Source organism: Onishia taeanensis (assembly GCF_003268885.1).
GTDB classification, from domain to species: Bacteria; Pseudomonadota; Gammaproteobacteria; order Pseudomonadales; family Halomonadaceae; genus Onishia; species Onishia taeanensis_A.
In genome coordinates, this window is the sequence record NZ_QLSX01000002.1 from 414,889 (window position 1) to 439,465 (window position 24,577).

Genomic DNA, 24,577 nt, shown 5'->3' on the forward strand with positions numbered 1-24,577 from the left:
CACGATTTCTTCTTGTCCGAGGCCCCAGGCCTCGCTCACCTTCGATCAAAAGGACCCTCACCATGCTGAGCTTCGCACTCGGAATCGGTAACCAGAACACCCAAGGCGACTGGCTGGACGTTTACTACCCGGCGCCGCTGTTTGAGCCCGAGGCCAGTCTGGTCGAGGCAGCCCGCCAGGTCCTCGGCGCCCCCGCCGGCAACGTCGCGGTAAGCTTCCTGCCTGAGCACTGCGCCGACCTCGCCGAGGCGCTCAAGACCGCCGGTCACGCCGATCAGGCCGAACTGGCGGCGAGCCTCGCCGCGAGCCAGCGTCCGCTGGTCGCGACCTTCCTCGAGACCGACCAGGCCCCGGAAAGCGCCCCGGAGGTCTATCTTAAACTGCACCTGCTGTCCCACCGCCTGGTCAAGCCTCACGGCCTGGACCTGAGCGGTATGTTCGGCCTGCTGCGCAACGTCGCCTGGACCAACGAAGGCCCGATCGACATCGAGGAATTACCGGCTCGTCGCCTCAAGGCGCGCCTCGAGGGCCGCGCCCTGTCCGTCGACTGCGTCGACAAGTTCCCCAAGATGGCCGACTACGTGGTGCCGAGCGGCGTGCGCATCGGTGACACCGCCCGCGTGCGCCTGGGGGCCCACCTCGGCGAAGGCACCACCGTGATGCACGAAGGCTTCGTCAACTTCAATGCCGGCACCGAAGGGCCGGGCATGGTCGAAGGCCGCATCTCCGCCGGTGTGATGGTCGGTAAGGGCTCGGACCTGGGCGGTGGCTGCTCGACCATGGGCACCCTGTCCGGCGGTGGCAACATCATCATCAAGGTCGGCGAAGGCTGCCTGATCGGTGCCAATGCCGGCATCGGCATCCCGCTGGGCGACCGCTGCACCGTCGAGGCAGGCCTCTACCTCACCGCCGGCGCCAAGGTCGCGGTGCTGGATGACCAGGGCCAGGTAGCCGAGACCGTCGCCGCCCGGGCGCTGGCCGGTCAGAGCGACCTGCTGCTGCGCCGCAATTCGCAGACCGGTCGCATCGAGTGCCTGACCAACAAGAGTGCCGTCGCGCTCAACGAGGCGCTTCACGCCCACAACTGAGCCCTTTGCTGTGCCCGCCGTCGGCGGGCACTCTGCCCCTTCGCTTACCAGGATGACGCATGCCCGATACCGCCACGCCTTCTTCGACGCCTTCCGCGACACTCGACCTGGCCATCGACCTGATGGGGCGCGCCTCGGTGACTCCCGCTGACGTCGGCTGCCAGGCGCTGATGATCGAGCGCCTCGAACGCCTTGGCTTCCACATCGAGCGACTGCCGTTCGGCGACGTCGAGAACTTCTGGGCGGTGCGCGGCCACCAGGGCCCGGTGCTGGCCTTCGCCGGCCACACCGATGTGGTGCCGAGCGGCCCCGAGAGCCAGTGGGACCACCCGCCCTTCGCCCCTTTCATCGACGACGAGGGCATGCTCTTTGGCCGCGGCGCCGCCGACATGAAGGGCAGCCTGGCCGCCATGATCACCGCCGTGGAGCGCTTCGTCACCGAGCACCCGGACCATGACGGCAAGATCGCCTTCCTGATCACCTCAGACGAGGAAGGTCCGGCCGTGGACGGTACCAAGGCGGTGGTCGAGCACCTGCGCGAGACCCACGAGCGCCTGGATTACTGCATCGTCGGCGAGCCGTCTTCCACCGAGCGAGTCGGTGACGTGATCAAGAACGGGCGCCGTGGCTCGCTGGGCGCCGTGCTGCGCGTCAAGGGCGTGCAGGGCCATGTCGCCTACCCACACATGGCGCGCAACCCCATCCACGAGGCCGCCCCGGCACTGGACGCCCTGGCCCGGGAACACTGGGACGCGGGCAACGACTTCTTCCCGGCGACCAGCTTCCAGATCTCCAACATCCGGTCTGGCACTGGCGCCACCAACGTGATCCCGGGTGAGCTCGAGGTGGTGTTCAACTTCCGCTATTCCACCGAGCTGACCCATGAGGAACTGCGCCGTCGCACCGAGGCGATTCTCGACGCCCACGGCCTCGACTACCGCCTCGACTGGACGCTCAACGGCGAGCCCTTCCTGACCGCAGAAGGCCAGCTGGTCGAGGCTGCCGTGGCCGGCGTCGAGGGCGTTACCGGTGAGCGACCGACGCTCTCCACCGCCGGCGGCACCTCGGATGGACGCTTCATCGCCACCCTGGGTAGCCAGGTGGTCGAACTGGGACCGCGCAACGACACCATCCACAAGGTCAACGAGCGAGTGCGGGCCGCCGACCTGGACACCCTCAGCGACATCTACGAGGCCATCCTCACGCGGCTGTTCGCTCACGCCGACTGAGCCTGCCGCCCGCTACCGAGAGTCAAGCATGCAACGCTACCCGGATATCGAGATTTACCTGGCCAAGGCCCCCATCGAGGTCCTGGATGCCTGGCTGGCCGCCAGCCTGGACGCGCCGCCGCTGTCTCGTGCCGGCAAGCGCCAATGGCGCACCACCGGCCTGTTGGACGGTAAGAAAGTACCGGTGCTGCTGGTCGAGCAGGCCGCCGACGGCTTCTCAAGCCTGTGGTTCGACAGCGACGCCACCCCCTGGCCGCGAGATGCCGACTGCGCCCGGTCGGCCGCCACCGCCCTGGGCGTCGAAGTGCGCTGTTCGCTGGGAGGCTGGCAGCCTGGCGACGACCCGGACCGCTTCTGGCGAGTGCAGCCCGACGGCCAGGAAGACGCCATCACTTGGCCTGATTCTGGCAAATGAGGCTGGTAAATAAGGCGGGCCAGTAGCCGAAACGACAACGTCCCGCCTGGCAACCAGGGCGGGACGTTGAGTGTGGCGGTAAAGCTGGAAAAACATGCCGAGCAATGATCAGGCTAGGCGAAAGGGCGCCGAAGTAGCGGCGTTTACGTTAGTCAATGCGCACCTGACGTGTCCTTTCACCTGACGTGTCCTTTCAACAACGCATGATCGAGCACAGGCCGTTTCCTCACGTGATGACGGTCACGTCATCGGCCTGATAGCCGCGCTCGTTCTCGATCACGTGGTAGCGCACCTTCTGGCCCTCGGCCAGGGTCCGGTGCCCCTTGCCGCGGATAGCGCGGAAATGCACGAACACATCGTCCCCGCCATCGCGGGTGATGAAGCCGTATCCCTTGTTGACGTTGAACCACTTGACCTCGCCGATCTCCCGGTCGTCGTCCTCGACGTCGGCCAGATTGGCAAGAGTGGGCGTAAGCACATGGACCGCTACGGTCGCGATCAGGGTGACCAGAAAGACGGCGACGGCCGTGGCCAGATAGACGAGGGCGACGCCGCCCACTTCCAGGCTGGCGAACAGCTCGCGGGACAGATCCCCGCCGGTCAGATAGATGAACAGGGCGATCAGCAAAGGCGCAGGCGCAGCCAACAGCACGCTGATCAGACTACAACGAAGTAAGACCTTTTGATTCATGGACCTCGGTTTCTCTTGTGATGGCAATGGATGAAGGGGTCATGACAAAACCCCACCGGCGATAACGCTGGCGGGCACAGGCTGACAAGATGAGGCGGTCGCGATGAACGGCAACACGCCACAAGAGGATACTACCATGCAAGAACACGACTGGCTCGCCCGCCTGGAAGGCATCGAGAGCCGCATCGCCTACCAGGAACACTGGCTGGACACCCTGGACCAGGCGGTCGCCGCCCAGGAGACACGGCTTTCGGCGCTGGAGCGCATGAACGAGCTAATGCAGGCCAAACTGCGCCAGCAACAGCATGCCCTTAGCGATGCATCCGGCGAGCAGGCAAGCCTTGAAGACGAGCGCCCGCCACACTATTGATGCGCATGACTGATCGCTCAGTGCGGCCTGCGGGTCAAAAGCCCTGACCGCTTAAACGGGAAGGAGCAACAAGGGCAGGTAGCCCAGCCAGTCGATAAGGCCGCGGCGGGCAGAGAAGCAGGGCGCAAAAGATGATCGGAACGACCCACTCCTGCGCCCACGCGGCTTAGTCTTCCAGACCGTCCAGGTAGCGCTCGGCATCCAGCGCTGCCATGCAACCGCTACCCGCAGAGGTGATGGCCTGGCGATAGACGTGATCCATCACGTCCCCCGAGGCGAACACGCCCGGGATGCTGGTGGCGGTGGCGTTGCCCTCGAGCCCGGACTGCACCTTGATGTAGCCGCCAGCCATCTCCAGCTGGCCCTCGAAGATGCCGGTATTGGGGGTATGGCCGATGGCAATGAACACACCCGGCGCCACCAGTTCCTTGGTGCTGCCATCCAGCGTGGACTTGAGACGCGCGCCGGTCACCCCAGTGTTGTCGCCCAGCACCTCATCCAGGGTGTGGTTCCATACGACGGCCATGTTGCCGTTCTCGACCTTCTCGAACAGCTTGTCCTGCAGGATCTTCTCGGCGCGCAGGCTGTCGCGGCGGTGCACCAGGGTCACCTTGGCAGCGATGTTAGAAAGATACAGCGCCTCTTCCACGGCGGTGTTGCCACCGCCGATCACTACCACTTCCTGGTTGCGATAGAAGAAGCCGTCGCAGGTCGCGCAGGCCGACACGCCCTGGCCCATGAACTTCTGCTCGGATTCGAGGCCGAGATAGCGGGCGCTGGCACCAGTGGAGATAATCAGCGCATCGCAGGTGTAGGTCCCGCTGTCGCCCTTGAGGGTGTAGGGCTTCTCACGCAGCTCGACCTCGTTGATGTGATCGAACAGCACCTCGGTGTCAAAGCGCTCGGCATGGGCGCGCATGCGCTCCATCAGTTCAGGGCCCTGAACGCCCTCCGCATCGCCGGGCCAGTTGTCGACGTCGGTGGTCGTGGTCAGCTGGCCGCCGGCCTGCATGCCGGTAATCAGCAGCGGCTTCAGGTTGGCACGGGCCGCATAGACAGCGGCGGTGTAACCGGCAGGGCCGGAGCCCAGGATGATCAGGCGTTCGTGGCGCACTTCGCTCATGTCGGGTCCTCACAAAATGACGGCCGGTATCCGGCCGGAAACGCTCTCTGGCCTGGGTTCAATGAGGGTTCAACGAGGGGTCATTGAGCACACATGGAATCCAGGCCACAGCACGCTTGATGATCGGGTTAACTCGCACGGGAGTGTAGCATCCCGAGGCCAGTAGCCAGAGCCTCTCAAGGGGGTAGACAAGAGCCTCTGCGGGCGTCTCTACCACTGACGCATGGACAAAGGCATCAGCATGAAAAGACACCGGCTCAAAGCTCGGATACAAAAGAGGCGGCCCGCAGGCCGCCTCTTCATACACCTAAACGCTTACAGCGCTTCGGCGTGCGCGCCCAGGTACTTGGCCACGCCTTCGGCAGTGTCTTTCATGCCTTCTTCGCCTTCATCCCAGCCGGCCGGGCAGACTTCGCCGTGCTCGTTGTGATGCTTGAGCGCCTTGACCATGCGCAGCATCTCATCAACGTTGCGGCCCAGCGGCAGGTTGTTGACGACCTGGTGCTGAACGATGCCGTGTTCGTCGATCAGGAAGGAGGCACGCATGGCGACGCCAGCGTCCGGGTGCTCGATGCCGTAAGCCTGAGTGACTTCATGCTTGACGTCAGCAACGATCGGGAAGCCGACTTCGCCGATGCCGCCGGCATCCGGAGAGGTCTTGCGCCATGCATGGTGGGTGAACTGGGAATCGATGGAGACACCGATCACTTCAACGCCCAGATCCTTGAACGCCTGCAGACGGTTGTCGTGGGCGATGATCTCGGACGGGCACACGAAAGTGAAGTCGAGCGGCCAGAAGAACAGCACGCGCAGCTTGCCGTTGCTGTCGGACAGCTTGAAGTTGTCGACGATTTCACCGTTGCCCAGGACTGCGGCGGTTTCGAAGTCGGGGGCCTGACGACCTACCAGTACGCTCATGCAATTCTCCTTGCTGAAATGGATGATTAATCATCAATCGAGGTCCAGCCTAAGGCCGACCTCCTGAATCTGCCAAGTTGATAAGGCCAATGGCCAGTATAGCGTTTGTCTATACGATTTCGCTGTCGCGATAGCCAGGGCCCACACGATACCATCATCGCCACCATGCCCTGGCGCATTGACCGTTCAGGGTATTACGCCTGAAACGTGACGAACAGATGATGCCTAGACGACATCATCGTCACGGCCAAGGGTCACGCCCTCGACCTCACCGCTGAAGGCTGACACGGCAACCTGCACCTGAATCGGCGCGCAGCAGCGCGGACAATCTTCCCAGGTGGCATGGCTGCCCTGACTGGCATCGACAAGCAAGTCGAAGCCCGTATCACAGTAAGGGCAGTTCACCGCATGTGAATTCAACATTTCTTCATGCATGCTTCTCTCCGGACGGTGATCGCCACGCTCATACCCTCTACATGGGGCCGAGGGGGCGCTGTTTCAAGAAAGCATGCGACCATGATCTCCCTAAGACATCATGCTGCTTGCCTGTCACCTTTGCGTCGGTTCCCATAGGCTAGGCTTGAAAGCAGCCATCGTCGTAGCCATGTCCTGAACATGTCCCATGGATGGTCACATGCTGATGCCTGCATCATGACCTTTCGCTCGACACGAGGAGAAGACCATGAGCACCAACCCTGACTCGCTGGATACCCTTACGGTAGGCAACCAACGCTACCATTACTATAGCCTGCCCAAGGCCGCTTCCACCCTTGGCGATATCTCGCGGCTGCCCAAGACCCTCAAGGTATTGCTCGAAAACCAGCTGCGCTTCGCCGATGACGAGAGCGTCTCCACCGACGACCTCCAGGCCCTGGTCGACTGGCAGCAAAAGGCCCGCTCCTCGCGCGAGATCGGCTACCGCCCGGCCCGCGTGCTGATGCAGGACTTCACCGGCGTGCCCGGGGTGGTCGACCTGGCCTCGATGCGTGCCGCCGTGGCCAAGCTCGGCGAAGACCCCGAGCGCATCAACCCGCTGTCGCCGGTCGACCTGGTCATCGACCACTCGGTGATGGTCGACAAGTTCGGCAATCAGAGCGCCTTCAAGGACAACGTGGCCATCGAGATGGATCGCAACCGGGAGCGCTACGAGTTCCTGCGCTGGGGTCAGCAAGCCTTCGATAACTTCCGCGTAGTACCGCCGGGTACCGGCATCTGCCACCAGGTCAACCTCGAGTACCTTGGCAAGACGGTGTGGACCAAGGAAGAGGACGGCAAGACCTTCGCCTACCCGGACACGCTGGTGGGCACCGACTCCCACACCACCATGATCAACGGCCTGGGCGTGCTCGGCTGGGGCGTTGGCGGCATCGAGGCCGAAGCGGCGATGCTCGGCCAGCCGGTGTCGATGCTGATTCCCGAGGTGGTCGGCTTCAAGCTGACCGGCAAGCTCAAGGAAGGCATCACCGCCACCGATCTGGTGCTGACGGTCACCCAGATGCTGCGTGAGCGCGGCGTGGTCGGCAAGTTCGTCGAATTCTACGGCGACGGCCTGGACGACCTGCCGCTGGCCGACCGGGCCACCATCGCCAACATGGCACCGGAATACGGCGCCACCTGCGGCTTCTTCCCGGTCGACGACGAGACCCTCAACTACCTGCGCCTGACCGGCCGCGAGGATGAGCAGGTCGCACTGGTCGAGGCCTACAGCAAGGCCCAGGGCCTGTGGCGCGAGACCGGCGACGAGCCGATCTTCACCGACACTCTGGCGCTGGACATGGGCGAAGTCGAGGCCAGCCTGGCCGGGCCCAAGCGCCCCCAGGATCGCGTCGCCCTGAAGGACATGAAGACCACCTTCGAGAAGCTGCTGGCCGACAGCGCCGACAAGGCCTCGGAGGAAGAACAGGGCAAGTGGCAGTCCGAGGGCGGCCAGACCGCCGTCGGCATCGAGGACAGCTACGAGCACCCCACCAGCCAGGACATCGACCTCGACGGCAAGCGCTTCAGGCTCAATCCGGGCGCCGTGGTGATCGCCGCCATTACGTCCTGCACCAATACCTCAAACCCCAGCGTGATGATGGCCGCCGGCCTGCTGGCACGTAACGCCCTGGCCAAGGGGCTCAAGACCCAGCCCTGGGTCAAGACCTCGCTGGCCCCGGGTTCCAAGGTGGTCACCGACTACCTGGCCGCCGGCGGCGTCGATGATGACCTGGACGCGCTCGGCTTCAACCTGGTCGGCTATGGCTGCACCACCTGCATCGGCAACTCTGGTCCGCTGGCCGATCCCATCGAGAAGGCCATCAACGACAGCGACATGACCGTCGCCTCGGTGCTGTCGGGCAACCGCAACTTCGAGGGCCGCGTGCACCCGCTGGTCAAGACCAACTGGCTCGCTTCACCGCCCCTGGTGGTGGCCTATGCCCTGGCCGGTAACGTGCGCACGGATCTCTCCACGGAGCCGCTGGGCACCGGCAGCGACGGTCAGCCTGTCTACCTTTCCGATATCTGGCCCTCCCAGGCCGATATCGCCGAGGCGGTCGAGAAGGTCAAGACCGAGATGTATCGCAAGGAGTACGCCGAGGTCTTCGACGGGGACGAGGTCTGGAAAGCCATCGACGTGCCCCAGAGCGAGGTCTACGAGTGGTCCGATGCGTCCACCTACATCCAGCACCCGCCCTTCTTCGAAGGCATGGGCCGCACCCCTGACGCCATCGATGACGTCAAGGACGCGCGCGTGCTGGCCATGCTCGGCGACTCGGTGACCACCGACCACATCTCGCCGGCCGGTGCCATCAAGCCCGCCAGCCCCGCCGGGCGCTACCTGCAGGAGCACGGCGTCAAGCCCGCCGACTTCAACTCCTACGGCTCGCGGCGCGGTAACCACGAGGTGATGATGCGCGGCACCTTCGCCAACGTACGCATCCAGAACGAGATGCTCGACGGCGTGGTCGGCGGCGAGACCCGTCACGTGCCCTCCGGCGAACAGATGGCGATCTATGACGCCGCCATGCAGTATCAGCAGGAAGGCACCCCGCTGGTCGTGGTGGCCGGCAAGGAGTATGGCACCGGCTCCTCCCGCGACTGGGCCGCCAAGGGCACCCGCCTGCTGGGCGTGCGCGCCGTGCTGGCCGAGTCCTACGAGCGCATCCACCGCTCCAACCTGATCGGCATGGGCGTGGTGCCGCTACAGTTCCCCGAAGGCGAGACCCGCAAGTCGCTTGGCATGACCGGCGACGAGACGGTCTCCATCGAGGGGCTCGACAGCCTGAGCCCGGGCGGCCAGGTTCGGGTCACCATCAAGAGCGACAAGGGCGAGAAGCATATCGACGCCCTGTGCCGCATCGACACCGCCAACGAGCTCGAGTACTACCGCCATGGGGGCATCCTGCACTATGTGCTGCGCAAGATGATCGGTTCGGCCTGATTGGCCTGGGCTGATCAGCCACAGCCGGCGTTGATACCCACTCGACGCCACAAAGAAGGCCCCGCCGGCATATTGCCGGCGGGGCCTTTTCCGCTTGAGGCACCGGAAAACGCCGGTCGGCTACCGATGGGCGCCACCGCTCCCAACAGAAACGCCGCCGCCTCGCCCCAGAAACGACGACGCCGCGCCCTGTGATGGGGCGCGGCGTCGCGGTGCCGAAGCAGCAGGCGTCATCTTAATGCAGGCGCCTGCCGCCTGGTCATTCTCGCCTCAGAAAGCCCGGCGGCGATACTCACGGTAGCGCGGGTACCAGAAGTTGCGCTCGATCGCCGCCCACAGTACGTCGTCGTCGCACTCGAGTGCCTTGCCCTCGTGCTGCGCCATCTTCGCCACGTCAAAGGCGATGGACTGGCTGATCTCACGAATGTCCGACAGGGCCGGCAGCAGTGCGCCTTCGCCGTGCTGCACCATCGGCGCATGCTTGGCCAGGGCGTTGGAGGCCGCCATCAGCATCGCATCGGTGATGCGGCTCGCGCCGGAGGCGATGACCCCAAGGCCAATGCCCGGGAAGATATAGGCGTTATTGCACTGGGCGATGGGATAGGTCTCGCCATCGAGCTCAACCGGCTTGAAGGGACTGCCGGTGGCGACCAGCGCCTGACCATGGGTCCAGGCGAGGACCTCATCGGGAGTCGCCTCGACCTTCGAGGTGGGGTTGGACAGCGGCATCACCAGCGGCGCCTTACAGCCGGCGTGCAGTGCCTCGATCAGTTCCTGGTTGAACAGGCCACGCTGGCCGGACACACCGATCAGCACGGTGGGCTTGGCCTGCTTGACTACCCCGAGCAGGCTGGTGTCGGCAAAGTCCGCCGCATCATGGGCAAGCCGGCTCTGGAAGTCGTAGAGGCCGTCCATATCGCTGGTCAGGAGGCCATGACGATCGATCATCAGGATCCGCGACCGGGCCTCGGCTTCGGAGAGGCCGTCGGCACACATCGCCACCACCACCTGCTCGGCGATGCCGCACCCGGCGGAACCGGCACCGACGAAGGCCACCCGCTGCTCGGCCACGCTCTCTTTTTTGGCCTTGCAGGCGGCAAGCAGGGTGCCTACGCAAACCGCCGCGGTGCCCTGGATGTCGTCATTGAAGCAGCACAGCTCGTCGCGATAGCGTTCGAGCAGCGGCATGGCGTTGGTCTGCGCGAAGTCCTCGAACTGCAGCAGCACCTTGGGCCAGCGGCGCTTCACGGCGGCAATGAAGTCGGCCATGAAGGCGTTGTACTCGTCCTGGGAGACGCGCTTGTGGCGCCAGCCCATGTACATGGGGTCATCGAGCAGGGTCTGGTTGTTGGTGCCCACATCCAGGGTGATCGGCAGGGTATAGGCCGGGCTGATGCCGCCACAGGCGGTATACAGCGACAGCTTGCCGATGGGGATGCCCATGCCGCCGATGCCCTGGTCGCCAAGCCCCAGGATACGCTCGCCGTCGGTGGCCACGATCACCTTGACGTTGTCCTTGGTCGCGGAGCGCAGGATGTCGTCCATGTACTCCCGATCGGGATAGGAAATGAACAGGCCGCGATGGTTGCGATAGATGTTGGAGAACTCTTCGCAGGCCTCACCCACGGTCGGGGTGTAGATGATCGGCAGCATTTCCTCGAGATGTTCCTCGAGCAGGCGGAAGAACAGCGTCTCGTTATCGTCCTGGATGGCACGCAGGTAGATATGACGATCCAGGTCGGTCTGACATTGGCAGTACTGGCGGTAGGCCCGCGAGGCCTGCTCTTCGATGGACTCGACGTTCTGCGGCAGCAGGCCGATCAGGTTGAAGGCAATCCGCTCTTGCAGAGTGAAAGCGCTGCCCTTGTTGAGCAGCGGCATCTCGAGCAGCGACGGCCCGGCATAGGGCACGTAGAGAGGGCGCTTGGGAAATGTGGTCATCGTCTCATCCTTTGACTGGCAGTGGGCGAGCATCGCCGCCCGATGGTTGGGAGCTTGGCACGGGCCACCACAACGACTGGCCCCGGCCTTCCACCGGGGCAGGATGACGGAGGCCGCCAATGGCTTGCGCTCAGACGAAGCGGCCGAGGCCTGCCGCCTCACGCAGGCGATCCATGAAGGGCGCGGCCTCGGAGCGCGCCCGCTCGGCACCCTTGGCCAACACCTGTTCAATGTGCCCCGGATCCTCCATCAGCGCCTGATAGCGCTCACGGGGTTCACGCAGATGGGCATTCAGGTATTCGAAGACCCGATCCTTGGCCACGCCCCAGCCGATGCCGTTCTCGTACTCGCGGCGCAGGTCGGCGGTTTCCTCGGCGCTAGCGAAGGCCGAATAGATCTGGAACAGGGTGCAGGTATCCGGATCCTTGGGTTCGCCGGGCTCCAGGGAGTTGGTCTTGATCTTGCGCACCAGCTTCTGGAGTTTCTTCTCGGACACGAACAGCGGAATGGTGTTGTTGTAGCTCTTGGACATCTTGCGCCCGTCGAGACCGTTCAACACTTCCACCTTATCGTCGACCACCGCCTCGGGCTGGGTAAAGAACTGGCCCTTGTAGAGGTGATTGAAGCGACCGCCGATATCGCGGGCCATCTCGATATGCTGAATCTGATCGCGACCGACCGGCACCTTGTGGGCGTTGAACATCAAGATGTCGGCGGCCATCAGCACCGGATAGCCGAACAGCCCCATGGTGATACCCTTGTCCGGATCAGGGGAGCCAGCAGACTCGTTGTCGGCCACCGCGGCCTTGTAGGCGTGTGCCCGGTTCATCAGCCCCTTGGCGCAAACACAGGACAGCATCCAGGTCAGCTCGGGAATCTCGGGGATATCCGACTGGCGATAAAAGATGGCGTTATCGGTATCAAGCCCCAGCGCCAGCCAGGTGGCCGCGATTTCCAGCCGCGACTGCTCCACACGCTTGGGGTCCTGACACTTGATCAGGGCATGCAGGTCGGCGAGGAAGTAGAAGGACTGGACGTTGGGGTCCTGGCTTGCAGTGATGGCCGGCTTGATCGCCCCGACGTAGTTGCCGAGATGCGGCGTGCCGGTGGTCGTGATACCGGTGAGAACGCGTGTCTTGTTCATGAATTCGGACGGGTCCACTGAGTAAATGGCAAGTGTCCCCCAGTCTACCGCGCCGCCCCGATCAAGGCGAACAGGACGGCCCGTTGGGGACGGCCCCAACGGGCCGTCCTTCGCTAGTGTCGCACAGCCGCTCATGCGCCTCGCGCGGTGGATGCGCCTTAGCTCACCAGCGTCACCGCATCGATGCTTTCAAGGCCAAAGGCCTTGGCCACCGCCGGATAGGTCACCTGGCCTGCGTGGACATTGAGCCCAGCCAGGAAGTGCGGATCATCGGCCAGCGCCCGCTGCCAGCCCTTGTCGGCCAGCGCCATCACAAACGGCAGGGTGGCGTTGGTCAGCGCCTGGGTCGAGGTGCGGGCCACGGCGCCGGGCATGTTGGCCACGCAATAGTGCACCACGCCGTCGACCGCATAGGTCGGCGCGGCATGGGTGGTGGCATGACTGGTCTCGAAGCAGCCGCCCTGATCGATCGCCACGTCGACCAGCACGCTGCCGGGCTTCATCTCGGCAAGCTGGGCACGCGAGATCAACTTGGGCGCGGCGGCACCGGGCACCAGCACGGCACCGATGATCAGGTCGGACTCGCGCACCGCCTCATCCAGGGTGTCAGCGGTCGAATAGACGGCCTTGATGCGGCCCTGATAGCGGTGATCGAGCACCTCGAGACGCGCAAGGGACTTGTCGAGGATGGTCACCTCGGCGCCCAGACCCAGCGCCATGCGCGCCGCATTCTCACCGACCACGCCACCGCCGATCACCGTCACCTTGGCCGGGGCAACGCCTGGCACACCCGGCAGCAGAATGCCGGCACCGCCCTGGGCCTTCTCCAGGCTGTGGGCCCCCGCCTGCACCGCCATGCGACCGGCCACCGCGCTCATCGGTGCCAGCAGCGGCAGGCCACCGCCGGTCCCGGTGATGGTCTCGTAGGCAATGCAGGTGGCACCGCTCTGAATCAGCCCCTGCGTCAGCGTCTCCTCGGCGGCCAGGTGCAGATAGGTGAAGAGGATCTGGTCGGACGACAGCCGCTCGACCTCTTCCGGCTGAGGCTCCTTGACCTTGATGATCAGCTCGGCGTCCTGCCAAAGCGTCGCCACGTTGGCCTCGAGCGTCGCGCCGGCGGCTTCGTAATCGGCATCCGGGAAGCCAGCACCTTCCCCGGCACCCGCCTGCACCACCACCTGATGGCCGCGGCCGGTCAGCTCGCGCACACCCGAAGGCGTCAGCGCCACGCGGTATTCATGATTCTTGATTTCCTTCGGCACAGCGATCTTCATGGCACCTCCTTGAGGATAACGGGCGCGCCTGGGCGCAAGACGGGTCACCACAGACCCAGCACATGACAGCAGTACAGCACAGCGGCACAAGAGCACCCAAGGCCCGGGGAAAGTTTAGAAAAATCCCAAAGAAAAACGCCCGGCTGGCAACGAAAACCGTTGTCAGCCGGGCGCTAAAAAGCACATATCCCTGGACTATCTTTTCTGAACTATTCTTTCCGAACTATCCTTTCCGAATTACAGCCGCGATGCCGGATCAGTCGCGCCGATGCGTACCGCAGGCCCAGCAGGTCTCGAAGGCGCCCTCGAGGCGCTCGCCGCAGCCCGGACAGGTCCAGGCAGGGCGAGCCTCGACAGGCCCCTCGAGGGCCTCGCGCACCAGTATTTTGGCGCGGGCGGCGTTATGCGGCGCTACCCACACCTCGGGCTCGCACTCGCCAAGGGGCAGGTCCCCCGCTCCGCCGCCGAGGGTCAGGTTTCTGAGCTCGCTCGGTACCCCGGCGCTTTCCAGCACGTTGTGCACATGGCTGACCAGCAACGCGTTGGGGTAGGCGAAGACCCGCACCCAGGCACTCATCAGTCGCGGAACACTCGCACGCCGAGCGCCTTGAGATAGTCCGTCTCGGGAATCGACGGATGCACCGGATGATCGCTGCCCTGATGGCCCTGATAGATCACCTGGCCATGACGGTCCTGGTGACGCACCGCCCCGCGCACGCACTCGACGAGGCGCTCCGGCGCCAGGTGCATCGAGCAGGAGGCGCTCATCAGCAAGCCGTCACGGCCCAGCAGGCGCATGGCCTCACGGTTGAGGCGCGAGTAAGCCCGCTCACCGCTGGGAATATCCTTGCGCTTCTTGATGAAGGCGGGCGGGTCGAGGATAACCACGTCGAATTGCTCGCCATCGGCCTTGAGCGCGGCCATGGCCTCGAAGGCATCCCCCTCACCGACGGCTACCTGGTCGGTGAGGCCATTGAGCGCGGCGTTGGCGGCCACGTGCTCGAGCGCATCGCTTGAGGCATCCACGCACAGCACTTCGCTGGCACCGTGAGCCGCCGCCTGCACGCCCCAACCGCCGACATAGCTGAAGACGTCCAGCACGCGCTTGCCGGCCACCAGCTTGTTGAGCCAGGCGCGGTTGTCGCGGTGGTCATAGAACCAGCCGGTCTTCTGGCCGTCGAGCACCCGGGCAACGAAGCGCACGCCGTTTTCTTCGAGCAACACTTCCTCGGGCAGCTCGCCCTTGACCACTTCAACCTGGCGGTCGAGCTGCTCCTGACGACGCCCGGAGGAGTCGTTCTTGAAGACGATGGCCCGCGGCGACAGCACCTTGTCGAGGGCATCGATCACCTGCTCGGCCATACGCTCCATACCCAGGGTATTGAGCTGCACCACCAGCACGTCGTCGAAGCGGTCGACGATCAGCCCGGGCAGCAGGTCACCCTCGCCGTGCACCAGCCGGTAGAAAGGCTTGGCAAAGAGCCGCTGGCGCAGACCCAGGGCCTGCTTGAAGCGATGCACCAGCAGCGAGCGGTCGAGGCGCATTTCCGGGTCCCGGGACACCACCCGGGCACAGATCAAAGAGTGCGGATTGACGTAAGCGACCGCCATGGCGCGGCCATTATGGGCCTCGATCACCGCCTGGGCGCCCGGCTCAAAGGTCTTGAGTGGGGTCGCGTCGGTGTCGATCTCATTGGAGTACAGCCACAAATGGCCAGCCTTCAAGCGGCGGTCGGCGTTCTTCTTCAAGCGCAGGCGTTCGGTCACGGAGGTCTCCGTCAAACAGACAACAGGAAAGTGAGGACAGTCTACCCTGCCAAGCCCGGCAACGCGCGGGCCCAGCGGGTAGATCGAATCAGGTCTGGCAACTGGGGCAAAAGACACTGGCGCGCTGGCCAAGGGTGACCAGGCGAAGCTCCCTGCCGCAGCGCCGGCACGGCTCGCCGTCACGGCCGTAGACGTTGAGGCGCTGGGCGAAATAGCCCGGCTCCCCGGTGCCGCTGACGAAGTCGCGCAGGGTCGTGCCGCCCTGGGTGATAGCCGCCGACAGCACCTCGCGGATTGCTGCGGTAAGGCGCACATAGCGCTCGCGGGATATCTGGCCGGCGGCTCGGCGCGGATCGATGCCGGCAAGGAACAGTGCCTCGGCGGCGTAGATGTTGCCCACCCCCACCACCACGGCGTTATCCATCAGGAAGGGCTTCACGGCCAGGCGCCGCTTGCGCGAGCGCTCAAACAGTCGCTCATCATCGAAGGCCGGCGACAGCGGCTCCGGGCCCAGCCGAACGAGGCGTCGATCGCTTGTGACGTCACCCTCGAGCCAATCGAGGAAGCCGAAGCGGCGCGGATCGTGATAGCGCAGGATGGCGCCACCCTCCATCACCATATCGACATGATCATGCTTTTTCGGCGCATCGCCGAGGCGCGCGATGCGCAGGCTGCCGGACATGCCCAGATGCCAGAGCAGTGCCCGTCGTGTCTCGCCCTCGGCACGCGACGCTTCTCCGGCCGGCGCGCCATCGGTCGCCGCGCCATCGGTCGGCGACTCGATGGGCAGGATCAGGTACTTGGCACGGCGCGAAAGCGGCCCGATCCGCGAGCCCACCAGCGCGTTTTCGAGCCCCTCCGGCACCGGCAGGCGCAGGCGACGGTTGCGCACGATCACCTCGTGGATCTCGCGTCCCTCCAAATAGGGAGCGATGCCGCGACGCGTGGTCTCGACTTCGGGAAGTTCGGGCATGGCACAACGGTTCCGTGGAGCGGTGGACGTGGGGCGAATAGTGAGCGTCCAGAGACGCAAAAACCCGGCGTTAACCGGGTTTAGGCGACAGGCTTACGCCTGCGGCAGGAGCCATCAAGACTTACTTGATCTTGGCTTCCTTGTACATCACGTGCTTGCGGATCGTCGGGTCAAACTTTTTCATTTCCAGTTTGTCCGGGGTGTTCCGCTTGTTCTTGTCGGTGGTGTAGAAATGGCCGGTACCGGCGCTGGACACCATACGAATCTTATCGCGCATGACTCAGTTCTCCCTAGAAGGCTGCTTAGACGCGTTCGCCGCGCTTGCGGATATCGGACAGCACCGCTTCGATGCCTTTCTTGTCGATGATGCGCATACCCTTGGAGGAGAGGCGCAGCTTGATGAAGCGCTTCTCTGACTCCACCCAGAAACGGTGGGAATGCAGGTTCGGCAAGAAACGACGACGGGTCTTGCGCTGGGAGTGAGATACGTTGTTACCTGTTACCGGACGCTTGCCGGTAACCTGACATACATTGGACATGGGAGCCTCCAACCGCTTGGCGAGTTGTTCAAAACCTGTCGGGCAAACCGGGTAGGGCGAACGGCTGGCCACCGCCTCGATGCCCCCTTATTTAACCCAGGGAATTCTAAAGGGTGCATGTTATACCAGAGGCCGGCACGCGCGGCAAGCATCAATGGCACAACAACCTACCCCTGCACCCCCATGAGCGCTGGCGTGGACGTCAAGACGGGCTTCTTTGTTGGCACGACACCTACACGACAGACAGGTGCTGTGTGACCGGACGCGACGGCGACCACTCGGGCCCGCCACGCTCGGCGAGGTACTTTACCGCACCTTTCCCCGTAGCGAAACGGCCCAGGGACGAAACCGGTACGCACTACAGCCAGCCCCGCTCGGCGAAGGACACCACTTCGCCGTCACCGACCACGAAATGGTCGAGCACCCGAATCTCGAAGAGCTCCAGCGCCGCCTTGAGTCGCTGCGTGATGCGTCGATCGGCATCGCTGGGCTCGGCCACCCCGGAAGGGTGATTGTGCGCAAGGATGGTGGCCCCAGCCCCCAGCGCCAAGGCGCGCCGGGCCACTTCCCGGGGGTAGACCGAGGCACTGTCGAGCGTGCCGCGAAACAGTGATTCGAAGTGAATCACACGATGCTGGCTGTCGAGGAACATCACCGCGAACTCTTCATGTCCCAGGTGGCGCAGCTTGGAGGCCAGAAAAGCCCGCACCAGCGAAGGTGAGGTCAGGGCATCGCCCCGGGTGAGCTGGCTTGCCAAGTGGCGACGCGACATCTCAAGCACCGCCTGTAGCTGCACGAAGCTTGCATCGCCCAGCCCATGTTCGGCACAGAAACGTGCCCGGTCGGCCTCGAGCAGCGGTCGCAGCCCGCCGAAATTCAATAGTAGATCCCGCGCCAGATCCACCGCCGAGCGCCCCTTGACGCCCACCCGCAGAAAGATCGCCAGCAGCTCTGCATCGGACAGGGCCGCAGGCCCCAGCGTCAGCAACTTCTCCCGCGGGCGCTCACCCTCGGGCCAATCTCGAATCGCCATATGACGCCTCCCTGCGACCAGTTTACGATATCGCCATTCTCTCCTGCTGCTCTGGCGGCGACGAGCCGCCTCCCACCTAGAAAGACCCACCTAGACAGAAGCTCCGCGTAGATAGAAGACCCGCCTAGACAGAAGACCCAGCTATGTAAAAAGTATTAACAGAGGTACCCCAGCCCTGCCAGCCACCTTCCAAGCGCTCGCTTAACGCAGTGCGACAGTCGGCCCCGGGGCCAGGACGGGAAGACAGGGGAAAAGACGGGGAGCCGAGGTTAGGGCAAGCTCGGGGAAAAGGCCGGGCGCTACGCAAGAAATGCTGCGAGTGGTAAGGTAAGAGCTTCGCTCACTGCTCGGATACTGAGATGGAAACACCCTCCGGCAAGCGCATTCTGCTGGGCATCAGCGCCGGCATCGCCGCCTACAAGAGCGCCCACCTAGCCCGCCTGTTGAAGAAGGCGGGGCATGAGGTACGCGTGGTCATGACGGATGGCGCACAGGCCTTCATCACCCCGCTGACGCTGCAGGCCCTCACCGGCGAACCGGTGCGCACCTCACTGCTCGACCCCGAGGCCGAGGCCGGCATGGGGCACATCGAGCTGGCCCGCTGGGCAGAACTGATCCTGATCGCCCCGGCCACCGCCGATCTGATGGCGCGCCTCGTCCATGGTCATGCCGACGACCTGCTGACGACCCTGTGTCTTGCCAGCGACGCCGACAAGGCCATGGCCCCTGCCATGAACCAGGCCATGTGGCGCCACCCGGCCACGGCCCGCAACACCCGCCAGCTAGAGGCCGACGGCTGGCGGCTGCTGGGCCCGGATGCCGGCGACCAGGCCTGCGGCGATGTCGGGCCCGGGCGCATGCTTGAGCCAGAGGCCATCGTCGATGCGCTCTTTAGGGCGCCCGGCGCCCCTACCAAGACGCCCGATGCCGCGCCCTCCGTGGCGCCCGATACCTCGCCTGCCGGGGCGCGCCCGGCGCAGGGCCTGACGGTGACCATCACGGCAGGCCCGACGCGGGAGCCGCTGGACCCGGTGCGCTATCTGTCCAATCACAGCTCGGGAAAGATGGGCTATGCGCTGGCCGAGGCGGCCGCCGCGCTGGGCGCTGCCGTGCACCTGATCAGCGGCCCGGTGACCCTCGCGACCCCCAAGGGCGTTAACCGCATCGACGTGACCTCGGCCAACGAGATGGCCGAGGCCGCCCATCGCCTGGCGGCGCAAAGCGACGTCTTCATCGGCTGCGCGGCGGTGGCCGACTACCGTGCCGCCAGCGTCAGCGAGCACAAGATCAAGAAGACCGCGGAGAGTGACGAGCTGACGCTCACGCTGGTCAAGAACCCCGACATCATTGCCGAAGTGGCCAAGCACCGCGCTGGCGCACCCCGCCCCTTTGTGGTGGGTTTCGCCGCCGAGACCCGCGATGTCGAGGCCTACGCCCAGGACAAGCTGACCCGCAAGGGCCTCGACATGATCGTCGCCAACGACGTTTCCCTCGCCGGACTCGGCTTCGGCGCCGACCACAACGCCGCGCTGCTGCTGTGGCCGAGCGCCGATGAGGCCAGCAAGCCCCTCGGCCGCCGGGCACTGCCCGCCCAGAGCAAGGCCACGCTGGCCACGGCGATCCTCGACTGTCTGCTCGAACGCCTCGAACAGGCCGTCGCGGCAACACCCCCTATCGCTGCCACCCCGCCTTCACCACAGGACCCCCAATGACCGCGACTTCTCCCGCCCCGCGCCTGGCCGTCAAGATTCTCGACGAGCGCGTCCGCGATCACCTGCCCCACTATGCCACCGCCGGCAGCGCCGGCATGGACCTGCGCGCTTTGCTCGATGCCCCGCTGACCCTGGAACCGGGCGATTGCGAACTGGTGCGCACCGGGCTCGCCGTGCATATCGCCGACCCCGCGCTCGCCGGCATGATCCTTCCCCGCTCGGGCCTCGGCCACAAGCACGGCATCGTGCTTGGCAACCTGGTCGGGCTGATCGACTCCGACTATCAGGGCGAACTGATGATCTCGGTGTGGAATCGCGGCCAGACACGCTTCGTGCTCGAGCCCTTCGAGCGCCTGGCACAGTACGTGCTAGTACCCGTGGTACAGGCAGAACTCGAAGTCGTCGATGACTTCGACGCCGGCCTGTCCAACGATAGTCAGGATGGCTCTGGTCAACGGAGTTCTGGTCAACAGGGCACCGGTCAGCGTGGTACAGGCGGCTTCGGCAGCTCCGGGCGCCACTGAATAGCCGCTTCTTGCATTCGGGGCCCGGATGCCCCGCTTCCTACACCAGCCTCTAGCGAAGGAATGGCCTCATGACACAGGTACCCGCTTCGATCTTCCGCGCGTATGACATTCGCGGCATCGTCGATGACACCCTTACCGAAGCCGGCGTCGAGCAGATCGGGCGCGCCATCGGCAGCGAGGCCGCCGCACGCGGCGAATCCACCGTAGTGGTGGCCCGCGACGGTCGCCTCTCCGGCCCGCGCCTGGCGGCCGCCCTGATGCGTGGTCTGGCCGCCGCCGGCCAGGACGTCATCGACATCGGCATGGTGCCGACCCCGGTGCTCTACTACGCCACCCACGTGCTCGACGGCACCGCCTCCGGCGTGATGGTCACCGGCAGCCACAACCCGCCTGACTACAACGGCCTGAAGATCGTGCTCGCCGGCGAGACCTTGTCCGGCGAGGCCATCACCGCCCTGCACACTCGAATCGTCGAGAGTGACCTGACAAGCGGTCAAGGCAGCATCCGCGAGACCGACGTGCGCGAGCAGTACCTGGAGCGCATCCTTGGCGACGTCACCCCGGCTCGGCGGCTCAAGGCGGTGGTCGACTGCGGTAACGGCGTGGCCGGCGAGCTCGGCCCCCAGCTCATCGAGCGCCTCGGCATCGAAACCATTCCGCTGTTCGCCGAGATCGACGGCACCTTCCCCAACCACCACCCGGATCCGGGCAAGCCCGAGAACCTCACCGACCTGATTCGCACCGTCAAGGAAACCGGCGCCGACATCGGCCTGGCCTTCGACGGTGACGGCGACCGCCTAGGCGTAATCACCCCCGCAGGCGAGCTGATCTATCCGGACCGGCTGATGATGGCCTTCGCCGAGGACATGCTCGAGCGCAACCCAGGCGCGCGGGTGATCTTCGACGTCAAGTGCACCGGCAACCTGGCTCAGGTGATCGAAGCCGCCGGTGGCACCCCGGAAATGTGGCGCACCGGCCACTCGCTGATCAAGGCGCGCATGAAGGAGACCGGCGCCTTGCTGGCCGGTGAAATGAGCGGCCACATCTTCTTCCAAGAAAGGTGGTACGGCTTCGACGACGGCCTCTACGGCGCCGCCCGCCTGCTCGAGATCCTGGCCAAGCAGGATCAGAACGCCGACGACTTCTTCGCCCGCTTCCCACAGGACCTGGGCACGCCGGAGCTCAACATCACCGTCACCGACGAGACCAAGTTCGCCCTGGTCGAGCGTCTGGCTCGGGAGGCGGATTTCGGCGAGGACGGCGTCAAGACGACCCTCGACGGCATCCGCGTCGACTATCCTGATGGCTGGGGCCTGTGCCGCGCCTCCAACACCACACCGGTGCTGGTGCTGCGCTTCGAGGGCAAGAGCGAAGCGGCGCTTGAGCGTATCCAGGCACGCTTCGGCGATGCCCTCAAGCAAATCGATCCGAGCATCGCGCTGCCGTTCTGATCGCGGCGGGTCGATGGCTTTTGAAAACGACCTTTTAGGGTTAATGCCCAACCCTATCTTCTCGAGAGCGGCGCCACGCCACCGTCGCCGCTCGAACACGCCCCCGGCCATGATGGGGGCGACGCAACCAGAGACATTTCATGAGTGAACATACACGCGACCCCCGCCAGGTCGTCGAGGTCCTCTCCGAGGCCCTGCCCTACATCCAGCGTTTCTCCGGCAAGACCGTGGTGGTCAAGTACGGCGGCAACGCCATGACCGAGGACACCCTGATCGACTCCTTCGCCCGCGACATGGTGTTGATGAAGGAAGTCGGCATCAATCCGGTGGTGGTTCACGGCGGCGGCCCACAGATCGGCGAGCTGCTCGACAAGCTCAAGATCAAGTCGCGCTTCGTCAACGGCATGCGCGTCACCGACGCCGAGACCATGGACGTGGTCGAGATGGTGCTGGGCGGGCTGGTCAACAAGGGCATCGTCAACCTGATCAACCAGTGCGGCGGCAAGGCCATCGGCATGACCGGCAAGGACGGCGCCCAAATCCGCGCCCGCCAGCTCAAGGTCGAACAGAAGAGCCCGGAGATGACGGCGTCAGAGATCATCGACATCGGCCATGTCGGCGAGGTCGAGCACGTTTCCACCGAACTGATCGAGATGCTCACCGCCCGCGACTTCATTCCGGTGATCGCACCGATCGGCGTCGACGCGAACGGCCGCAGCTACAACATCAACGCCGACCTGGTGGCCGGCAAGGTCGCCGAGGCGCTGTCCGCCGAGAAGTTGATGCTGCTGACCAATGTGGCGGGACTGATGAACGCCGAGGGTGAAGTGCTCACCGGGCTCTCGACCCAGGACGTGGACGACCTGATCGCCGACGGCACCATCCATGGCGGCATGCTGCCGAAGATCCGCTGCGCCCTCGAGGCCGTCAAGGGCGGCGTGGCCAGCGCGCACATCATCGACGGTCGCGTCCCCCACGCCACCCTGCTGGAAATCTTCACCAAGGCCGGGGTCGGCACCCAAATTCTTGAAAGCGAGCACTGATCACGAGTCTCTCTTAACGGTTTGCCCCGCTTGCGGAGGCTCAGTAGGATGAGTTCAAGATCCCAAAATATTATTAGAAGAAGCTCATGACGCAGGAAACCAACAAACCCAACCGCCGCGAGCAGATCCTCCAGGCGCTGGCGCTGATGCTCGAGGAAGACAGCGGCAAGCGCATCACCATCGCCGCCCTGGCCCGCCAGGTCGGTGTCTCGGAGGCTGCGCTGTATCGCCACTTCCCGAGCAAGGCGCGCATGTTCGAGGGGCTGATCGAATTCATCGAGGAGAGCCTGTTCGAGCGCATCCGGCGCATCCTCGACGAGACCCCGGAAACCCTGCCGCGCTGCCAGCAGATTATCACCCTGCTGCTCGGTTTCGCCGAGAAGAACCCGGGCCTGTCCCGGCTGCTCGGCGGCGACGCCCTGACCGGCGAGACCGCGCGTCTGCGCCTGCGCATCCACCAGCTCTTCGAGCGCCTGGAAACTCAGCTCAAGCAGGTGCTGCGCGAGGCCGAGCTTAACGAGCGTTGCCGGCCGCGGGTCTCTGCCTCGGCCAGTGCCAACCTGCTGATGGTGCACGTGGAGGGCCAGATCTCCCAGTACGTCAGGAGCGACTTCAAGCGCCGCCCCACCGAGTTCTGGGACGACCAGTGGACGCTGCTTGCCGAGCGCCTGCTCGTCGACGTCCCGGATCTCGCCCGCGCCTGACAGCGGCCAATGTCACTGACGCGAAGAATGCTTACTCAGTGACCATGACCCAGAGGCAATGGCCCAGAAACACAAAACCCCCGATGCCAAGGCACCGGGGGTTTTCATGTCAGCGCATGTCGCCGACCGCACTCAGTCGGCGAGGCTTAAGCTTCGGATGACTAGGCCACCAAGGCGTCGCCGATCTGCTGCTTGATCTTCTTCATGGCATTTTTCTCGAGCTGACGGATACGCTCGGCGGAAACGCCATAGACATCTGCCAGATCGTGCAGGGTCGCCTTGGGCTCGTTTAGCCAACGACGCGTCAGGATGTCCTGAGAGCGCTCGTCGAGCTCGCCCAGCGCTTCGCGCAGGCGACGGGTGGAGTCTTGCTCCCAATCGCTGTCCTCGAGCTGAGTCGCCGGATCGTAGCGGCCGTCATCGAGGAAGTTTGCCGGCGCCTGGTAAGACGAGGACTCATCGTCATCGCTCGGCGACGCATCGAAGCCGGCGTCGTAGGACGACAGCCGCCCTTCCATGTCGCGCACCACATGCGGCTTGACGTCGAGGTCCTTAGCGATGGCATCGACCTCGTCATTGTTCAGCCAGGCCAGGCGCTTCTTGGCGCTGCGCAGGTTGAAGAACAGCTTGCGCTGAGCCTTGGTGGTGGCGATCTTGACGATGCGCCAGTTGCGCAGCACGAACTCATGGATCTCGGCCTTGATCCAGTGCACCGCGAAGGACACCAGACGCACGCCCTGATGCGGGTCGAAGCGCTTGACGGCTTTCATCAGTCCCACGTTGCCCTCCTGGATAAGGTCTGCCTGGGGCAGGCCGTAGCCGGAATAGCTGCGGGCAATATGTACCACGAAGCGCAGGTGCGACATGACCAGCCGACGGGCCGCCTCGAGATCGTTCTCATCATGAAGGCGGAAGGCCAGCTCGCGCTCTTCGTCGGCGGTCAACACGGCAATACCGTTGACCGCCTGAATGTACCCGTTCAGGTCATGGCCCGGGGAAAGATGGCCAGCAGGCAGAAGACTGGTGCTCATGCAGGATGTCTCCAAGTTTGCCCTCAGTATCGTGCGCACAAGAACATAAAGATGAATCGCTTGTGCGCGGGAGCGGACGTCATGATCAAGGCTAGGGGATAGAACCCAGATCATTAGATGACTAACGTTTCGCAAGTTTGACGTCCACCAGACCATAAAGTTCCGGTGAATGCCAGTCTATCG

At 64.5% G+C, this 24,577-nt stretch carries 24 protein-coding genes; 10 read left to right on the top strand and 14 right to left on the bottom strand.

The window, feature by feature from the left end:
* Positions 1-62 precede the first annotated feature (62 nt).
* Genes dapD through BCL93_RS04580 form a run of 3 tightly spaced genes read left to right on the top strand, consistent with a single transcriptional unit; the run spans position 63 to position 2,732 of the window.
* Positions 63-1,088, top strand: a complete 1,026-nt coding sequence (gene dapD / locus BCL93_RS04570) for a 2,3,4,5-tetrahydropyridine-2,6-dicarboxylate N-succinyltransferase (RefSeq protein ID WP_112053918.1) — start codon at positions 63-65, stop codon at positions 1,086-1,088.
* A gap of 59 nt (positions 1,089-1,147) precedes the next feature.
* The gene (dapE, locus tag BCL93_RS04575) at positions 1,148-2,317 is read left to right on the top strand and encodes a succinyl-diaminopimelate desuccinylase (RefSeq protein ID WP_112053919.1); all 1,170 of its coding nucleotides are present in this window, start codon (positions 1,148-1,150) and stop codon (positions 2,315-2,317) included.
* Positions 2,318-2,345: 28 nt separating this feature from the next.
* The gene (locus BCL93_RS04580; protein WP_112053920.1) at positions 2,346-2,732 is read left to right on the top strand and encodes a hypothetical protein; all 387 of its coding nucleotides are present in this window, start codon (positions 2,346-2,348) and stop codon (positions 2,730-2,732) included.
* 226 nt (positions 2,733-2,958) lie between these two features.
* On the opposite strand, the gene BCL93_RS17615 is transcribed toward BCL93_RS04580, so the two are convergent.
* Positions 2,959-3,423, bottom strand: a complete 465-nt coding sequence (locus BCL93_RS17615) for a cold-shock protein (RefSeq protein ID WP_112053921.1) — start codon at positions 3,421-3,423, stop codon at positions 2,959-2,961.
* Between the two features lie 136 nt (positions 3,424-3,559).
* Here BCL93_RS17615 and BCL93_RS04590 point away from each other — a divergent pair, with 136 nt between their 5' ends.
* Positions 3,560-3,793, top strand: a complete 234-nt coding sequence (locus BCL93_RS04590; RefSeq protein WP_309251214.1) for a SlyX family protein — start codon at positions 3,560-3,562, stop codon at positions 3,791-3,793.
* A 166-nt stretch (positions 3,794-3,959) separates the two neighbouring features.
* Here the strand turns inward: BCL93_RS04590 and trxB are convergent, their stop codons facing one another.
* The 3 genes from trxB to BCL93_RS04605 all read right to left on the bottom strand — a co-directional run bounded on the left by trxB (position 3,960) and on the right by BCL93_RS04605 (position 6,269).
* A complete protein-coding gene (gene trxB, locus BCL93_RS04595; RefSeq protein WP_112053923.1) occupies positions 3,960-4,916 on the bottom strand; it encodes a thioredoxin-disulfide reductase in 957 nt (318 codons plus the stop codon).
* 315 nt (positions 4,917-5,231) lie between these two features.
* On the bottom strand, positions 5,232-5,834 hold the full coding sequence (locus BCL93_RS04600) for a peroxiredoxin (protein ID WP_112053924.1): 603 nt from the start codon (positions 5,832-5,834) through the stop codon (positions 5,232-5,234).
* 225 nt (positions 5,835-6,059) lie between these two features.
* Complete coding sequence (locus tag BCL93_RS04605; protein ID WP_112053925.1) at positions 6,060-6,269, bottom strand: CPXCG motif-containing cysteine-rich protein; 210 nt, start codon at positions 6,267-6,269, stop codon at positions 6,060-6,062.
* Positions 6,270-6,516: 247 nt separating this feature from the next.
* On the opposite strand from BCL93_RS04605, the gene acnA reads away from it, so the two are divergent.
* Complete coding sequence (acnA, locus tag BCL93_RS04610) at positions 6,517-9,255, top strand: aconitate hydratase AcnA (RefSeq protein ID WP_112053926.1); 2,739 nt, start codon at positions 6,517-6,519, stop codon at positions 9,253-9,255.
* A 270-nt stretch (positions 9,256-9,525) separates the two neighbouring features.
* Here acnA and BCL93_RS04615 read toward each other — a convergent pair whose 3' ends face one another.
* From BCL93_RS04615 to radC, 9 genes are all read right to left on the bottom strand, one after another.
* A complete protein-coding gene (locus BCL93_RS04615; protein ID WP_112053927.1) occupies positions 9,526-11,196 on the bottom strand; it encodes an NAD-dependent malic enzyme in 1,671 nt (556 codons plus the stop codon).
* 130 nt (positions 11,197-11,326) lie between these two features.
* Positions 11,327-12,340 carry a tryptophan--tRNA ligase gene (trpS, locus tag BCL93_RS04620; RefSeq protein WP_112053928.1) on the bottom strand — a complete coding sequence of 338 codons (1,014 nt, stop codon included), beginning with the start codon at positions 12,338-12,340 and terminating at the stop codon, positions 11,327-11,329.
* 158 nt (positions 12,341-12,498) lie between these two features.
* A complete protein-coding gene (gene ald, locus BCL93_RS04625; RefSeq protein ID WP_112053929.1) occupies positions 12,499-13,614 on the bottom strand; it encodes an alanine dehydrogenase in 1,116 nt (371 codons plus the stop codon).
* 256 nt (positions 13,615-13,870) lie between these two features.
* A complete protein-coding gene (locus BCL93_RS04630) occupies positions 13,871-14,191 on the bottom strand; it encodes a DUF2007 domain-containing protein (protein WP_112053930.1) in 321 nt (106 codons plus the stop codon).
* Positions 14,191-15,381, bottom strand: coding sequence for a class I SAM-dependent rRNA methyltransferase (locus BCL93_RS04635; RefSeq protein ID WP_112053931.1), 1,191 nt, complete (start codon positions 15,379-15,381; stop codon positions 14,191-14,193). Before BCL93_RS04635 ends, BCL93_RS04630 begins: the two co-directional genes overlap by 1 nt.
* 88 nt (positions 15,382-15,469) lie before the next feature.
* Positions 15,470-16,354 carry a bifunctional DNA-formamidopyrimidine glycosylase/DNA-(apurinic or apyrimidinic site) lyase gene (mutM, locus tag BCL93_RS04640; RefSeq protein ID WP_112053932.1) on the bottom strand — a complete coding sequence of 295 codons (885 nt, stop codon included), beginning with the start codon at positions 16,352-16,354 and terminating at the stop codon, positions 15,470-15,472.
* A gap of 121 nt (positions 16,355-16,475) precedes the next feature.
* Positions 16,476-16,631: a 50S ribosomal protein L33 gene (gene rpmG / locus BCL93_RS04645; RefSeq protein WP_092522892.1), complete on the bottom strand. Its 156-nt coding sequence runs from the start codon at positions 16,629-16,631 to the stop codon at positions 16,476-16,478.
* Between the two features lie 25 nt (positions 16,632-16,656).
* Positions 16,657-16,893 carry a 50S ribosomal protein L28 gene (gene rpmB / locus BCL93_RS04650; RefSeq protein ID WP_092522890.1) on the bottom strand — a complete coding sequence of 79 codons (237 nt, stop codon included), beginning with the start codon at positions 16,891-16,893 and terminating at the stop codon, positions 16,657-16,659.
* 358 nt (positions 16,894-17,251) lie between these two features.
* Positions 17,252-17,926: a RadC family protein gene (radC, locus tag BCL93_RS04655; RefSeq protein ID WP_112053933.1), complete on the bottom strand. Its 675-nt coding sequence runs from the start codon at positions 17,924-17,926 to the stop codon at positions 17,252-17,254.
* Between the two features lie 359 nt (positions 17,927-18,285).
* Here radC and coaBC point away from each other — a divergent pair, with 359 nt between their 5' ends.
* The 5 genes from coaBC (at position 18,286) to slmA (ending at position 23,363) form a co-directional block, all read left to right on the top strand.
* Positions 18,286-19,638, top strand: a complete 1,353-nt coding sequence (gene coaBC / locus BCL93_RS04660; protein WP_112053934.1) for a bifunctional phosphopantothenoylcysteine decarboxylase/phosphopantothenate--cysteine ligase CoaBC — start codon at positions 18,286-18,288, stop codon at positions 19,636-19,638.
* The gene (dut, locus tag BCL93_RS04665) at positions 19,635-20,162 is read left to right on the top strand and encodes a dUTP diphosphatase (protein WP_112053935.1); all 528 of its coding nucleotides are present in this window, start codon (positions 19,635-19,637) and stop codon (positions 20,160-20,162) included. The genes coaBC and dut overlap by 4 nt, the downstream gene beginning before the upstream one ends.
* A gap of 71 nt (positions 20,163-20,233) precedes the next feature.
* Positions 20,234-21,616 carry a phosphomannomutase/phosphoglucomutase gene (locus tag BCL93_RS04670; RefSeq protein ID WP_112053936.1) on the top strand — a complete coding sequence of 461 codons (1,383 nt, stop codon included), beginning with the start codon at positions 20,234-20,236 and terminating at the stop codon, positions 21,614-21,616.
* Between the two features lie 140 nt (positions 21,617-21,756).
* Positions 21,757-22,659 carry an acetylglutamate kinase gene (argB, locus tag BCL93_RS04675; RefSeq protein ID WP_112053937.1) on the top strand — a complete coding sequence of 301 codons (903 nt, stop codon included), beginning with the start codon at positions 21,757-21,759 and terminating at the stop codon, positions 22,657-22,659.
* Positions 22,660-22,745: 86 nt separating this feature from the next.
* A complete protein-coding gene (gene slmA / locus BCL93_RS04680) occupies positions 22,746-23,363 on the top strand; it encodes a nucleoid occlusion factor SlmA (RefSeq protein ID WP_112053938.1) in 618 nt (205 codons plus the stop codon).
* 161 nt (positions 23,364-23,524) lie between these two features.
* Here the strand turns inward: slmA and rpoH are convergent, their stop codons facing one another.
* Positions 23,525-24,394, bottom strand: coding sequence for an RNA polymerase sigma factor RpoH (gene rpoH, locus BCL93_RS04685; protein WP_112053939.1), 870 nt, complete (start codon positions 24,392-24,394; stop codon positions 23,525-23,527).
* Positions 24,395-24,577: the final 183 nt, after the last annotated feature.

Coding starts and splice junctions, on each gene's coding strand:
- dapD (WP_112053918.1), top strand. CDS start 63: ATGCTGAGCTTCGCACTCGGAATCGGTAACCAGAACACCCAAGGCGAC.
- dapE (WP_112053919.1), top strand. CDS start 1,148: ATGCCCGATACCGCCACGCCTTCTTCGACGCCTTCCGCGACACTCGAC.
- BCL93_RS04580 (WP_112053920.1), top strand. CDS start 2,346: ATGCAACGCTACCCGGATATCGAGATTTACCTGGCCAAGGCCCCCATC.
- BCL93_RS17615 (WP_112053921.1), bottom strand. CDS start 3,423: ATGAATCAAAAGGTCTTACTTCGTTGTAGTCTGATCAGCGTGCTGTTG.
- BCL93_RS04590 (WP_309251214.1), top strand. CDS start 3,560: ATGCAAGAACACGACTGGCTCGCCCGCCTGGAAGGCATCGAGAGCCGC.
- trxB (WP_112053923.1), bottom strand. CDS start 4,916: ATGAGCGAAGTGCGCCACGAACGCCTGATCATCCTGGGCTCCGGCCCT.
- BCL93_RS04600 (WP_112053924.1), bottom strand. CDS start 5,834: ATGAGCGTACTGGTAGGTCGTCAGGCCCCCGACTTCGAAACCGCCGCA.
- BCL93_RS04605 (WP_112053925.1), bottom strand. CDS start 6,269: ATGCATGAAGAAATGTTGAATTCACATGCGGTGAACTGCCCTTACTGT.
- acnA (WP_112053926.1), top strand. CDS start 6,517: ATGAGCACCAACCCTGACTCGCTGGATACCCTTACGGTAGGCAACCAA.
- BCL93_RS04615 (WP_112053927.1), bottom strand. CDS start 11,196: ATGACCACATTTCCCAAGCGCCCTCTCTACGTGCCCTATGCCGGGCCG.
- trpS (WP_112053928.1), bottom strand. CDS start 12,340: ATGAACAAGACACGCGTTCTCACCGGTATCACGACCACCGGCACGCCG.
- ald (WP_112053929.1), bottom strand. CDS start 13,614: ATGAAGATCGCTGTGCCGAAGGAAATCAAGAATCATGAATACCGCGTG.
- BCL93_RS04630 (WP_112053930.1), bottom strand. CDS start 14,191: ATGAGTGCCTGGGTGCGGGTCTTCGCCTACCCCAACGCGTTGCTGGTC.
- mutM (WP_112053932.1), bottom strand. CDS start 16,354: ATGCCCGAACTTCCCGAAGTCGAGACCACGCGTCGCGGCATCGCTCCC.
- rpmG (WP_092522892.1), bottom strand. CDS start 16,631: ATGCGCGATAAGATTCGTATGGTGTCCAGCGCCGGTACCGGCCATTTC.
- rpmB (WP_092522890.1), bottom strand. CDS start 16,893: ATGTCCAATGTATGTCAGGTTACCGGCAAGCGTCCGGTAACAGGTAAC.
- radC (WP_112053933.1), bottom strand. CDS start 17,926: ATGGCGATTCGAGATTGGCCCGAGGGTGAGCGCCCGCGGGAGAAGTTG.
- coaBC (WP_112053934.1), top strand. CDS start 18,286: ATGGAAACACCCTCCGGCAAGCGCATTCTGCTGGGCATCAGCGCCGGC.
- dut (WP_112053935.1), top strand. CDS start 19,635: ATGACCGCGACTTCTCCCGCCCCGCGCCTGGCCGTCAAGATTCTCGAC.
- BCL93_RS04670 (WP_112053936.1), top strand. CDS start 20,234: ATGACACAGGTACCCGCTTCGATCTTCCGCGCGTATGACATTCGCGGC.
- argB (WP_112053937.1), top strand. CDS start 21,757: ATGAGTGAACATACACGCGACCCCCGCCAGGTCGTCGAGGTCCTCTCC.
- slmA (WP_112053938.1), top strand. CDS start 22,746: ATGACGCAGGAAACCAACAAACCCAACCGCCGCGAGCAGATCCTCCAG.
- rpoH (WP_112053939.1), bottom strand. CDS start 24,394: ATGAGCACCAGTCTTCTGCCTGCTGGCCATCTTTCCCCGGGCCATGAC.